Below are 12,526 nucleotides of genomic sequence, written 5' to 3'. Positions count from 1 at the left end.
GTCAGTCCTTCTCTTCCTCGACTGCGGGAGCGGCGAGCGAGCGCAGCAGCAGCACGGGGATCAGCAGCATGAAGACGATCACCTCCTTGTAGTTGGAGGCATAGAAGGACGAGAACGCCTCGACGATGCCGACCACCAGCGCCGCGGCGGCGGTGAGGGGATAGCTGACCAGCCCGCCGATGATCGCGGCGACGAAACCCTTCAGGCCGATCAGGAAGCCCGAATCGTAGTAGAGCGTCGTGATCGGCACGATCATGATGCCTGACAGCGCGCCGATGACCGAGGCCAGCAGGAAGGCGATCTGCCCCGACAGCGTGGTGCGGATGCCCGCAAGCCGCGCGCCCAGCCGGTTCACCGCGGTCGCGCGCAGCGCCTTGCCGTAGAGCGTCAGGCCGAAGAACAGCCAGAGGGCGACGATGAAGGCGATGGTGATGGCGTAGACGGTGATGCTCTGGCCGGTGAAGCGCAGCGCGCCGGCAGTAAAGGCGCCGGACAGCACGGCAGGTCCGCGTTGGCCTTCGGCGCCGAAGAACAGCAGGCCGAGGCCCTGTAGCGCGAGATGCACGCCCACCGAGGCGATCAGCAGCACCAGCACGGAGGTGTGCGCCAGCGGCTGGAACGCGATGCGGTAGAGATAGAGTCCGATCATCGCCACGATCACCAGCGACAGCGCGATGCAGACCGGCACCGGCGGCTTCTGCGCGGCGAAGTAGAGGGTCAGCGCCAGCACGATGGAAGGCAGCACGATGTTGGTGATGAAGCTGCGAACCACCAGCCGCGCATGCAGCGCCCTGCGCGCCACGAACAGGTCGAAGGCGAAGGCGCCGATGCCGAGCGCGAGCGCGAGCTTGGCCGTGCCCGGCATTTGGCCCGCCGCCAGCGAGGCATAGGTCAGCGCGCCGTAGGTGACGAATTCGCCCTGGGGAATGAGGATGACGCGGGTGACGGCGAACACCAGCACCAGCGCCAGGCCGAGCAGCGCATAGATTGCGCCATTGGTGATGCCGTCCTGCACCAGGAACAGCATGATGGTGGTATTCAAGACCGGACGCTCCCCCTAATCCGGACCGGTCCTCTCGATTGCGGTGGACGGTCCGCTCACAGCCATTGAAAAACGCATGCGATATTTGATATGGTCCATAACAATTATCAAATATAACATCAAGAGTGGGAAGCGACCCCTCCCGAATTTAGCGGGATTACGAGCACGAGGCGATGACCGTTTCCAAAACCGCTGAAAAGACCTCCGAAAAGCCGGCTGACGCGGCCAAGGGCCGCAAGGATGCGGCCGAGCCGCAGAGCGAAGCTCTCCAGCTCGGCGAGCTATCCGAACAGCTTGGCTATGTCCTGAAGCGGGCGCAGCTCAAGGTATTCGAGAACTTTCTGCGCTGCATGGCCTCGCTGCAGCTGACGCCGGCGCAGTTCTCGGTGCTGCTGCTGGTCGAGAAGAACCCCGGCCGGAACCAGACCGAGATCGCCTCCACCCTCGGCATCCTCAGGCCGAATTTCGTGGCGATGCTCGACAATTTGGAGAGCCGCGACCTCTGCGCGCGGATCCGCTCCACCAACGACCGCCGCTCGCACATCCTGGTCCTGACCGACAAGGGCAAGGCCGTGCTGGCGCGCGCGAAAAAGCTCGTTGCCACCAAGCACGAGGCCCGGTTGAACGATCTGCTCGGCCAGGCCAACCGCGAGGCCCTGATCGCGATGCTCGCGAAGATCGCGAACGAGTTTTGAGCCCCGCGGCTACCGGCGGTGGATCCTCACTCTCTGCCGTCATCGCCCGCGAAGGCGGGCGATCCAGTACTCCGAGACGGTTGTGATTTGTCGATAAGCCGCGGCGTACTGGATTCCCCGCTTTCGCGCCTCAATCCACCAGGATCACGCGGATATCATTCACATTGGTCAGCGTCGGCCCCGGCTGCAGCAGATCCCCCGTGGCCTCGAAGAACGTCGTCGCGTCGTTGTTGTCGAGATAGGCCTGCGGCTGAAGCGCCAGCGCCTTCATCTTCGCAAACGTCGCTGCGTCGATCAGCGCGCCGGCGGGGTCGGTGGGGTGGCCGGCACCACCATCGGCGCCGTCGGTATCGCCGGCGAGCGCCGAAATGTCCGGCGTATCCTGGAGCAGCTCGGCGAGCGCCAGCGCGTATTCCTGGTTCGGTCCGCCGCGGCCATGGCCGCGCACGGTCACCGTGAGCTCGCCGCCGGAGAGGATCGCGACGCGCTTGCCCTGGGCGCGGGCTTGCAGCGCCAGCCTGGCATGATCGGCGGCGACCTCGCGGGCCTCGCCTTCGAGATCTGCGCCGAGATCGATGGTCTCGTAGCCGGACTGGCGCGCGAGCTTCACCGCGGCGTCCAGCGATTGCTTGGGCCGCGCGATCAGCTCGAAATGCGCGCGCGCAAACGCCGCGTCACCCGGCTTGCAGCTCTCGTTATTGGGATCGTCGAGCGCGCGGCGCACCGCATCGTCGATGTCGAGCCTGTACTTGGCCACGATCGCGAGCGCATCCGCCAGCGTCGTCGCGTCGGGCACGGTGGGGCCGGAGGCGATCGCGGAGGGCTCGTCGTGCGGCACGTCCGAGATCGCGAGCGTGACGATCTCGGCGGCATTCCTGCCGGCGCGCGCCAGCCGGCCGCCTTTGATGCGCGACAGGTGCTTGCGCACGACATTCATCTCGCCGATCGGCGCACCCGAGCGCAGCAGCGCCTTGTTGACCGCCTGCTTCTGCGCGAAGCTGATGCCTTCCACCGGCGCGATCCAGTTCGCCGAGCCGCCGCCGGTGAGCAGGACCAGCAAGAGATCGTCGGGCCCGGCCTCGCCGGCGAGCGCCAGCGTGTCGGCGGCGCCCTTCAGGCCGGCCTCGTCGGGCACGGGATGACCGGCCTCGACCACGCGGATGCGGCGCGTCGGCACGCCGTAGCCGTGGCGCGTGGTGGCGATGCCGACCAGCCGCTCCGGCGCGAGCTTGAGCGTATCGAGATAGTGCCGCTCCGCCGCCGCGGCCATCGCGCCGGCGCCCTTGCCGGCGGCAAGACAGATCACGCGTCCCTTGGGGGCAGGCCGCAAATGAGGGGCCAGCACCACGTCGGGATGGGCGGCGGCGACGGCGGCGTCGTAGAGCGCGCGGAGCAAAGGACGGCGGTCGGTCATGGACGATGGCCTTGAGCAGACTGAGGTGGCGGCGACAAGGTCGCCGGCCATCTGCCTACCGCATCGTGCGGCAAAGCGTAAGCGGCCTTTACCATTATTCGATTGTGCAATCGCGTGATCATAATCCACGCGCAAGCAAAGCCCCCTGCGATCGTCTCGCGGGGGGCTCGTCGTGTGTTTCGCGCTAGCCGCCGGCTTCCGCGTCGATCACGTCGCCGAACAGTTCCCATCGCTCGCCCTTGAAGCGTTGCAGCTGCAGTGAGCTGATCGGGGCGAAGTCGGTCGCCGACGTGTTGATCTTGATGCCGGGTAGCAGCACCTCGGTGCGGAAGTCCTTCAGGCTCGCGGCTTGTTTCATCACATTCGCGCGCGTGAGATCGTCACCGCAGTTCTTCAGCACCTGGACCAGCGTCTGCGCGACGCCGTAGCCGACGATCGTGCCGTTGTCCGTCTTGTCGCCTTCGGGGAAGTACTTCGTCATGAAATCGAGAAATGCCTTCATCCCGGCGTCGTTGGCCCATTGCGCATCGGTGGTGTCTTTCAGATAGGCCGCCGAGATGATGCCTTGCGCGTTCTCGAAGCCGGCGGGCTTGATCACGCTGCCGACCGAGGCGGAGACGTTGTTGAGGAAGTGGATCGGCTTCCATCCGATCTCGGCGTTCTTCTTGATCGCCTGCGCCGCGAATTTCGGCGTGGTGATGTTGACGAAGATATCGGCGCCGGTGGCCTTCAGCTTGACGATGTGGTTGTCGATCGTCGGTTCGGACGTCTCGTAGCTTTCCTCGGCCACGATCATGCTGGCGGCCTTGGCGCCGAGGCCATCCTTCAGGCCCTTGAGATAGTCCTTGCCGTAATCGTCGTTCTGGAACAGGACGGCGATCTTCGCGTTCGGCATCTCCTTCAGGATGTACTTCGCATAGATCTGCGTCTCGCTCTGGTAGTTGGGCTGCCAGCCCATGGTCCAGGGGAAATCTTTCGGATCGTTCCACTTGGTGGCGCCGGTGGCGACGAACAGCTGCGGCACCTTCTTCGAGTTCATGTATTTCTGGATCGCCGAGTTCGACGGTGTGCCGAGCGAGTTGAAGATCAGCAGCACTTCGTCGCTCTCGACCAGCTTGCGGGCCTGCTCCACCGTCTTCGGCGGCGAGTACGCATCGTCATAGCTGATGAAGTTGATCTTGCGGGCGTTGATGCCGCCCTCGTCGTTGACCTTCTTGAAATAGGCGGCTTCGGTGCGTCCGATGATGCCATAGGCGGAGGCCGGTCCGCTGTAGGGCATGATGTTGCCGATCTTGATCTCGGTGCCGGTCGCGCCGGTATCGTATTTCTTCTGGGCTGATGCAGTTGAGGCCGAGGCCGCGATGAGCGCGAGCGCCAATGATGCGGCCGCAAGCTTGCCGGTGACAGCAGGCATTCCAATCTCCCTGTTTTTCTTGGTGTGTGCGTCCCTTTTCTTGTCTCGGGTTTTTTGGTGGCGCGACCGCAATTCAATACGATTTGCCCGAAAGCTTCAAGGAAAAGCCCCTGCGACTTGGCCGCGGGGGCTGCGTCTTTAGTCGTTATTCGCGCCTGTCGATCCCCTAGCCTCCGACGTCGCTGCTGAGAACGTCGCCGAACCGCTCCCAGGCTTCCCCCTTGAAGCGGATGAGCTGCAACTGGGAGATCGGAGCAAAGTCGGTGGGGCTGGTGTTAACCTTGACGCCCGGCAGCAGGCCGAGCGGTTCGAAATCCTTCAGGCTGGCCGCGTGCTTCATCACGTTCTCACGCGTCAGATCGTCGCCGCAGGCCTTCAGCACCTGCACGAGACCCTGGGACACGATGAAGCCGTACATCACCGAGGCGTCGGCCCGGTTGGCCTCGGGATAGTATTTGTCCAGGAACTCGTTCCAGGCCTTCATCGCGGGATCGTTCTTCCACTGCGGATCGGTGGGATCCTTGAAATATTGCGAGGAGATGATGTCCTGCGCGTTCTCGAAGCCTGCCGGCTTGATCACACTGCCGATCGACGCCGACACGTTGTTGAGGAAATGGAGCGGCTTCCAGCCGATCTCCGCATTCTTCTTGATCGCCTGCGCCGCGAATTTCGGCGTCGTGATGTTGAAGAACACGTCCGCGCCGGACGACTTCAGCCTGACGATGTGCGAGTCGATGGTCGGCTCGGAGACTTCATAGCTGTCCTCGATGATGATCATCGAGGCCTTGGTCCCAAGTCCGTCCTTGAAGCCTTTCAGATAGTCCTTGCCGTAATCGTCGTTCTGGTAGAGCACGCCGATCTTGGCGTCGGGATGGTTCTTCAGGATGTACTTTGCGTAAATCTGCGATTCGCTCTGGTAGTTGGGCTGCCAGCCCATGGTCCAGGGGAAATCTTTCGGATCGTTCCACTTGGTCGCGCCGGTGGCGACGAAGAGCTGCGGCACCTTCTTGGAGTTCATGTATTTCTGGATCGCCGAGTTGGGCGGCGTGCCGAGCGAGTTGAAGATCAGCAGAACCTCGTCGCTCTCGACGAGCTTGCGGGCCTGCTCCACCGTCTTCGGCGGCGAGTAGGCATCGTCATAGCTGATGAAGTTGATCTTGCGACCGTTGATGCCGCCTTCAGCGTTGATCTTGCGGAAATAGGCTTCTTCCGTCTTGCCGATCACGCCGTAAGCGGAGGCCGGTCCGCTATAGGGCATGATGTTGCCGATCTTGATTGCGGTGTCCGATGCGCCGGTATCGTATTTCTTCTGCGCTGACGCTACGGTGGACAGAGCGGCAGACAGCGCGAGGGCAGCCGCAAGGGCCCCCAAACGCACATGCATTGCAGGCATCTCGATCTCCCTGGGTCTGTTGAATGTGTCGCTTGTTCTTGATTGGGAGCGCTCGTCTCGTGCCGCTCCGGCTCACATTGAATACCCTTCTCCCGCACCCAGCAAGAAAAACGCCCCCGGCGAAACCATCGTCGAGAGCGTGATTTGATCGATGCGGTGCGGAATATTTCCATGCGGCAGTACTGCCGCGCCCGCGATCGCGCGAACCTGGAGTTGCGTCACTCCGATCTAATTAACTCCAAATTGCGGCTGCTCGCGACGGCTCTATTGTCCGAGCTCGCTCGAGATGATGTCGCCGAACAGCTCCCATTTCCGGCCCTTGAACCGCATCATCTGGAGCTGTTCGATCGGGGCGAAATTGTCCGGCGCGGTATTGATCTTGATGCCGGGCAGCAGCGTGTCGGGTGCGAAGTCCTTCAGGCTGGCGGCCTGCTTCATGACGTTCTCGCGGGTGAGATCGTTGCCGCACATCTGCAGCACCTTCACCATGGTCTGCGCGGCGGCATAGCCGAACGCGACGCCGGCATCGAGCTTGTTGGCCTTGGGGTCGTATTGGGCGAGGAAGTTGTAGAATTTCTTCATGCCGTCATCGGCATCCCACTGCGGATCGGAGCCGTCCTTGGTGTAGCTCGCCGACAGGATGCCTTGCGAGATCTCGAACCCCGCCGGTTCGATCACGCCGCCGACCGAGGTCGAGACGTTGGAGATGATCTGGACCGGATGCCAGTTGATCTCCGCGGCCTTCTTGATTCCTTGCGCCGTGAATTTCGGTGTGGTGATGCTGATGAAGACGTCGGCACCGGAGGCTTTCAACTTGACGACGTGCTCGTCGACCGCCGGCTCCGAGGTGTTGTAGGCCTCTTCCAGCACGATCATCGAAGCCTTGGCGCCGAGGCCGTCTTTGAGTCCCTTCAGATAGTCCTTGCCGAAATCGTCGTTCTGGTAGAGCACGCCGATCTTCGCCTGCGGCCTCTCCTTCATGATGTACTTGGCGTAGATGCGCGCTTCGCTCTGGTAGGAGGGCTGCCAGCCCATGGTCCATGGATATTGCTTGGGCTCGTTCCATTTCGACGCACCGCTCGCTACGAACAATTGCGGCACCTTCTTCTCGTTCATGTATTTGCGGATGGCGCTGTTGGTGGAGGTTCCGAGCGAGCCGAAGATCAAGAGCACCCCGTCGCTCTCGACCAGCTTGCGCGCCTGCTCGACCGTTTTCGGCGGCGAATAGGCGTCGTCATAGGAGATGAATTTGATCTTGCGGCCGTTGATGCCGCCCTCGGCATTGATCTTGTTGAAATAGGCTTCTTCGGCCTTGCCGATAGCGGCATAGGCGGAGGCCGGACCGCTATAGGGCATGATATTACCGATCTTGATCTCGGTATCCGAAGCTCCGCTGTCATATTTTTTCTGCGCCAGCACTTCGCTGCTCATTGCAGTGCACAACGCAAATGCGACCCAGAGCGTCGCAACCTGAAAACGAACGGCAGTCATTGTTCTCCTACCCCGAGCTGGATCGGCGCCGCATTGAACAAGATTGCGGCCAGACGTCAACAAAAAGCCCCCGCAGTTGCCCGCGGGGGCTCTTCGCGCTGAATTGTTGCATCAGCGTGTCATTCGGAGGCGACGTCGCCGCTGATGATCTCGCCGAACAGTTCCCACCTCTCGCCCTTGAAGCGCATCATCTGGAGCTGCGCGATCGGAGCGAAATCGGTGGCGCTGGTGTTGATCTTGACGCCGGGCAGCAGGGTATCCGGCGCAAAGTCCTTCAGGCTCGCCGCCTGCTTCATGAGGTTGGTGCGGGTGAGGTCGTCACCGCACATTTCCAGCACCTTGGCCAGCGTCGACGCGGCGCCGTAGCCATAGACCATGCTGGTGTCGGACTTGTCGGCACCCGGCATGTACTTGTCGACGAACTCGTTCCACCTCTTCATGCCGGGATCGTTGACCCACTGCGGATCCGTCGAATCCTTGGCATAGGCCGCCGACAGCACGCCCTGCGCGCTCTCGAAGCCGGCCGGCTTCATCACGCTGCCGACCGAGATCGACACGTTGGTGAGGATCTGGAGCGGCTTCCAGCTGAGCTCGGCGGTCTTCTTGATGGTCTGGGCCGCGAACTTCGGCGTCGCATAGATCAGCAGCACGTCGGGATTGGCCGCCTTGATCTTGACGATGTGGCCGTCGATCGACGGCTCGGAGACCTCATAGCTCTCTTCCATGATGATCATGGAAGAGGCCTTGGCGCCGAGCCCGTCCTTGGTGCCCTTGAGGTAGTCTTTGCCGAAATCGTCGTTCTGATAGAGGATCGCGACCTTGGCATCGGGCTTCTCCTTCATCAGCCATTTCGCGTAGATGTGCGCTTCGCTCTGGTAGGAGGGCTGCCAGCCCATGGTCCAGGGGAAGTTCTTCGGATCGTTCCACTTGGTGGCGCCGGTGGCGACGAAGAGCTGCGGGATCTTCTTGGCGTTGAGGTATTTCTGGATCGCCGTGTTCGAGGGCGTGCCGAGCGGATTGAAGACGGTCAGCACCTCGTCGCTCTCGACCAGCTTGCGGACCTGCTCGACGGCTTTCGGCGGCGAATAGCCGTCGTCATAGGTCACGAAATTGATCTTGCGGCCGTTGATGCCGCCCTTGTCGTTGATCATCTTGAAATAGGCTTCTTCGGTCTTGCCGATGATGCCGTAGGCCGACGCCGGACCGCTGTACGGCATGATGTTGCCGATCTTGATCTCGGTATCGGACGCGCCGGTGTCGTATTTCTTTTGGGCGAGTGCAGCGCCGGAGGTGAGAGTGATGGCCGCCGTTGCCGTGACCAGCGCGGCGGATCGCAGTGTTCTTCCGAAAAGCAATTGGGTCTCCTTGGTTAACGACGGTCCTTGAGAGTTTTCAGTTCTTCCTGAGCTTGCCAGCGAGTTGCTGGCCCAGGATTGCGGCCTGTCTTGCGCCGTGCGGCACGAGGTAGATGACGAGGAACAACAGCACCCCGAACACCGCGCCGGAAAGGCCCTTGGAGATGCTTTCCGCCATGTTTGGCACGAAGATGATGAAGGCCGCGCCGACGAACGAGCCGGGCAGCCAGCCGACGCCGCCGACGACCATGCCGAGGAACAGCGAGATCGCAAGCGTGATGGTGTAGCTGTCGGGCGCGACGAATTGCACGGCGATGGCGCCAAGCGAGCCGGCAACGCCGGTGATGCCGGCGGACACTCCGAAAGCGAGCGTCTTGTAGAGCGCGACGTTGACACCCATCGAGGAGGCCGCGATCTCGTTGTCGCGGATCGCCATGAAGGCGCGGCCGGAGCGGGAGCGCAGCAGGTTCACCGAGAAGATGTAGATCGCGACGGTCACGACGAGCGTGAAGTAGTACAGCCACATGTCCTGCGACATCGGCAGGCCGAACGGTGCGTCCGGCTTGGTGACGACGAGGCCTTGCACGCCGCCGGTCCAGTGCTCGAGGAAGTTCAGTTTCAACAGCTGTGGCATCGCGGTGGCGAGTGCGAAGGTCGCGAGCGCGAGATAGACGCCCGACAGCCGCAGCGCCGGCTTGCCGAACAGGTAGCCGAATGCGAAGCAGACCGCGGCGGAAATCGGAATGGTCAGCGCGTAGTTGATGTTGGCGTGCTCCATCAGCACCGCCGAGGTATAGGCGCCGACGGCGTAGAACGCGCTCTGGCCGAGCGAGAACTGGCCGCTTCCGCCGGTCAGGATGTTCAGCGCCAGCACCGCGAGCCCGTAGATCAGGAGCATCGTCATCTGGAAGATGATGAAGTTCTTGACGAACACCGGCACGATCAGCAGCGCCGCCAGCACCAGCAGCGAGGTGCCGGTGCCCAGCGTCATGGCCCGCTTCGGAACCGCCTCGACAGCTTCGTGGCCTTCGGCGACGACTTCTTCTGCAGCGCTCATGATCAAACTCGCTTGACGATGTGCCGGCCGAACAGGCCAGCGGGTTTGACGACCAGGACGGAAATGATCAGCGCGAGCGCGATCGGAAGTTTCAGCTCGTTGCCGACCCCTGGGATGTAGGTGCCGGCGAGATTCTCGAAGACGCCGACCAGGAAGCCGCCGACCACGGCGCCGAACGGGCTCGACAATCCGCCGAGCACCGCCGCGGCGAAGCCGTAGATCAGGACGCCGCCCATCATGTTCGGCTCGAGGAACACGACGGGAGCGATCAGCATGCCGGCGATCGAGCCGATCGCGGTCGCCATGCCCCAGCCGAGCGCGATCATCCAGCTCGTGTTGATGCCGACGAGGCGGGCCGATTCAGGCACCGAGGCGGCGGCGCGCATGGCGAGGCCGATCCTGGTGTACTGGAAGAAGAAATAGAGGCCGAGCAGCAGCAGTACGGTGACGCCGATCATGCCGGCCTGGTGGGTGGAGATCAGCTGGCTGCCCAGGAACGGCGCGGAGCCGAACGGGGTCGGATATTGCTTGATGGTGAAGTCCCAGATCAGGCCGGCCGAGGAGTTGATGATCGCAAACAGGGCGATGAAGCCGGCGACGTTGGTCAGCACCGGTGCCTTGGCGAGCGGCTTGAACAGGATGCGCTCGATCGCGATGCCGGCGACAAAGGAAAATGCCAGCGTAATGATGAAGGCAGCCCAGTAGGACACGCCCCACTGCATCAACTGCCAGGAGATGAAGGTCGAGAACATCGCCATCTCGCCTTGCGCGAAATTGAGATGGTCGATCGCCTGGTAGATCATGACCACGGCGAGCGCCATGCAGGCATAGATCGCGCCGGTGGCGATGCCGGCCAGGACCTGGTTGGTGAAAAGCTCCATGGACCTCGGGCTCCCCTATAGCGCTGCGAGTTGGGATTGAGCGAGAACGGCGTCGGCGACGACACCTCTTCCCAGCGGGGAGAGGTCGGATTGCGAAGCAATCCGGGTGAGGGGGCGCCGCTCCAACGAGAGACCGTAACCCCTCACCCGATTTGCTTTCGCAAATCGACCTCTCCCTTCGGGAGAGGTGTAGCGAGCGCGCGGATAGATCGATTCCATCGATGCACCCACCTCAATAACCCAGATAGGATTTGCGGATTTCTTCGTTGTTCGCGATGTCCTTGGCCTTGCCCGACATCACGATGCGCCCGGTCTCGATCACATAGGCCTGATCGGCGAGCTCGAGCGCGAGCTGGGCGTTCTGCTCGACCACCAGGATCGACACCTTGTCCTCGCGGTTGATCTTGCCGAGGATGCCGAACAGATCGCGCACCACCAGCGGCGCGAGCCCGAAGGAGGGCTCGTCCAGCAGCATCAGGCGCGGCCGCAGCATCAGCGCCCGAGCGACCGCCAGCATCTGCTGCTCGCCGCCGGACAGCGTGCCGGCCTGCTGGGTGTGGCGCTGCTTCAAGACTGGGAAATGCGCATACATGCGCTCGATGTCGGAGACGATGCCGGCGCTGTCCTTGCGGGTGATCGCCCCGAGCTGGAGGTTCTCCTCCACGGTCATGTTGGTGAAGGTGCCGCGGCCCTGCGGCACATGGGCAATGCCGTACCGCACGATGTTCTCGGTCGAGCGGTTGTTCAGCGGCTTGCCGTCGAACTCGATCGCGCCGGTCGAGCGCACCATGTTGCAGATCGCGCGCAGCGTCGTGGTCTTGCCGGCGCCGTTGGCCCCGAGCAGCGTCGTCAGCGATCCCTCGTTGAGCGAGAAGGACAGGCCATGGAGCGCCTGGACCTGACCGTAATAGGCGCGCAGATCCTTGACGTTGAGCAGTGTCGTCATTGGTCTTTGCTCCCGAGATAGGCCTTGATGACGTGGGGGTCCGCCTGCACCTGGGCGGGGGTGCCTTCCGCGAGCTTCTTGCCGAAATTGAGCGCGACCACGTGGTCGGCGATCGACATCACGAGGCCCATGTGGTGCTCGACCAGCAGCACGGTCATGTGGCGCTCATCGCGGATGCGGCGGATGAGGTCGCCCAGCACATAGACCTCCTCATGATTGAGACCGCCCGCCGGCTCGTCGAGCAGCAGGATCTTCGGGTCGGCGGCCAGCGCACGCGCCAGCTCGACCCGCTTCTGCGTGCCGAAGGGCAGGCCTGACACCACGGTGTGGGCGACGTCCTCGAGATCGAGATAGGCGAGGATCTCGTGCACCTTCTTGTTGACCTCGGTCTCGCTGCGCCGGACCCAGGCCAGCCTTAAGGAGTCGCTGATGATGTCGCTGGAGGTCTTCGAATGCGCGCCGACGCGGACGTTGTCCATCACCGACAGATTCGGGAACAGCGCCACGTTCTGGAAGGTGCGGCCGATGCCGATCTCGGCGATCCGGTGCGGTGGCCGCGACAGGATGCTCACGCCTTCCATCAGAATGTCGCCGGACGACGGCTGGTAGAGCCGGCTGAGGCAGTTGAACAGCGTGGTCTTGCCGGCGCCGTTGGGCCCGATCAATCCGAGGATCTGGCCCTTGTGCATGTCGAAGGACACACCGTTGAGCGCAACGATGCCGCCGAACACGACGCTGACGTCGCGAACTGCGAGCAGGGGCGATGTCCCCCGCGCGAGCTGTGCCTGCGTCATCTCGTCTCGCTCACGTTCTTCAGTGAGCGATGGGGCGATGCGAA

At 62.7% G+C, this 12,526-nt stretch carries 11 protein-coding genes; 1 reads left to right on the top strand and 10 read right to left on the bottom strand.

Annotated features, from left to right (window positions below; translation table 11 throughout):
• Position 1: 1 nt before the first annotated feature.
• Positions 2-1,042, bottom strand: a complete 1,041-nt coding sequence (locus tag P6U27_RS34155) for a branched-chain amino acid ABC transporter permease (protein WP_162500463.1) — start codon at positions 1,040-1,042, stop codon at positions 2-4.
• A 173-nt stretch (positions 1,043-1,215) separates the two neighbouring features.
• Here P6U27_RS34155 and P6U27_RS34150 point away from each other — a divergent pair, with 173 nt between their 5' ends.
• Complete coding sequence (locus P6U27_RS34150; RefSeq protein WP_122405797.1) at positions 1,216-1,737, top strand: MarR family winged helix-turn-helix transcriptional regulator; 522 nt, start codon at positions 1,216-1,218, stop codon at positions 1,735-1,737.
• A gap of 130 nt (positions 1,738-1,867) precedes the next feature.
• On the opposite strand, the gene P6U27_RS34145 is transcribed toward P6U27_RS34150, so the two are convergent.
• The 9 genes from P6U27_RS34145 to P6U27_RS34105 form a co-directional block, all read right to left on the bottom strand.
• Positions 1,868-3,151 (bottom strand): glycerate kinase, encoded by a 1,284-nt coding sequence (locus P6U27_RS34145; protein WP_129142682.1) that lies wholly within the window; start codon positions 3,149-3,151, stop codon positions 1,868-1,870.
• Positions 3,152-3,335: 184 nt separating this feature from the next.
• Positions 3,336-4,565 carry an ABC transporter substrate-binding protein gene (locus tag P6U27_RS34140; protein WP_407193413.1) on the bottom strand — a complete coding sequence of 410 codons (1,230 nt, stop codon included), beginning with the start codon at positions 4,563-4,565 and terminating at the stop codon, positions 3,336-3,338.
• 166 nt (positions 4,566-4,731) lie between these two features.
• Complete coding sequence (locus tag P6U27_RS34135) at positions 4,732-5,958, bottom strand: ABC transporter substrate-binding protein (RefSeq protein ID WP_407193412.1); 1,227 nt, start codon at positions 5,956-5,958, stop codon at positions 4,732-4,734.
• A 264-nt stretch (positions 5,959-6,222) separates the two neighbouring features.
• On the bottom strand, positions 6,223-7,449 hold the full coding sequence (locus P6U27_RS34130) for an ABC transporter substrate-binding protein (RefSeq protein ID WP_129142679.1): 1,227 nt from the start codon (positions 7,447-7,449) through the stop codon (positions 6,223-6,225).
• 119 nt (positions 7,450-7,568) lie between these two features.
• Positions 7,569-8,804, bottom strand: a complete 1,236-nt coding sequence (locus P6U27_RS34125) for an ABC transporter substrate-binding protein (RefSeq protein WP_164936772.1) — start codon at positions 8,802-8,804, stop codon at positions 7,569-7,571.
• 37 nt (positions 8,805-8,841) lie between these two features.
• Entirely contained in the window at positions 8,842-9,861 is a 1,020-nt protein-coding gene (locus P6U27_RS34120; RefSeq protein ID WP_122405792.1) for a branched-chain amino acid ABC transporter permease, read from the bottom strand.
• 2 nt (positions 9,862-9,863) lie between these two features.
• Complete coding sequence (locus tag P6U27_RS34115; RefSeq protein WP_122405791.1) at positions 9,864-10,742, bottom strand: branched-chain amino acid ABC transporter permease; 879 nt, start codon at positions 10,740-10,742, stop codon at positions 9,864-9,866.
• Positions 10,743-10,974: 232 nt separating this feature from the next.
• Positions 10,975-11,688: an ABC transporter ATP-binding protein gene (locus P6U27_RS34110; protein ID WP_122405790.1), complete on the bottom strand. Its 714-nt coding sequence runs from the start codon at positions 11,686-11,688 to the stop codon at positions 10,975-10,977.
• Positions 11,685-12,482, bottom strand: a complete 798-nt coding sequence (locus tag P6U27_RS34105) for an ABC transporter ATP-binding protein (RefSeq protein WP_122405789.1) — start codon at positions 12,480-12,482, stop codon at positions 11,685-11,687. The genes P6U27_RS34110 and P6U27_RS34105 overlap by 4 nt, the downstream gene beginning before the upstream one ends.
• Positions 12,483-12,526 lie beyond the last annotated feature (44 nt).

Source organism: Bradyrhizobium sp. STM 3566, from assembly GCF_045571445.1.
Lineage (GTDB): Bacteria > Pseudomonadota > Alphaproteobacteria > Rhizobiales > Xanthobacteraceae > Bradyrhizobium > Bradyrhizobium vignae.
This window is presented reverse-complemented; position numbering and strand designations above follow the sequence as displayed.

What these genes read in the sequence shown, in the direction of transcription:
- P6U27_RS34145 (WP_129142682.1), bottom strand. Translation starts at nt 3,151, where the DNA reads ATGACCGACCGCCGTCCTTTGCTCCGCGCGCTCTACGACGCCGCCGTC.
- P6U27_RS34110 (WP_122405790.1), bottom strand. Translation starts at nt 11,688, where the DNA reads ATGACGACACTGCTCAACGTCAAGGATCTGCGCGCCTATTACGGTCAG.
- P6U27_RS34140 (WP_407193413.1), bottom strand. Translation starts at nt 4,565, where the DNA reads ATGCCTGCTGTCACCGGCAAGCTTGCGGCCGCATCATTGGCGCTCGCG.
- P6U27_RS34115 (WP_122405791.1), bottom strand. Translation starts at nt 10,742, where the DNA reads ATGGAGCTTTTCACCAACCAGGTCCTGGCCGGCATCGCCACCGGCGCG.
- P6U27_RS34105 (WP_122405789.1), bottom strand. Translation starts at nt 12,482, where the DNA reads ATGACGCAGGCACAGCTCGCGCGGGGGACATCGCCCCTGCTCGCAGTT.
- P6U27_RS34120 (WP_122405792.1), bottom strand. Translation starts at nt 9,861, where the DNA reads ATGAGCGCTGCAGAAGAAGTCGTCGCCGAAGGCCACGAAGCTGTCGAG.
- P6U27_RS34150 (WP_122405797.1), top strand. Translation starts at nt 1,216, where the DNA reads ATGACCGTTTCCAAAACCGCTGAAAAGACCTCCGAAAAGCCGGCTGAC.
- P6U27_RS34130 (WP_129142679.1), bottom strand. Translation starts at nt 7,449, where the DNA reads ATGACTGCCGTTCGTTTTCAGGTTGCGACGCTCTGGGTCGCATTTGCG.
- P6U27_RS34135 (WP_407193412.1), bottom strand. Translation starts at nt 5,958, where the DNA reads ATGCCTGCAATGCATGTGCGTTTGGGGGCCCTTGCGGCTGCCCTCGCG.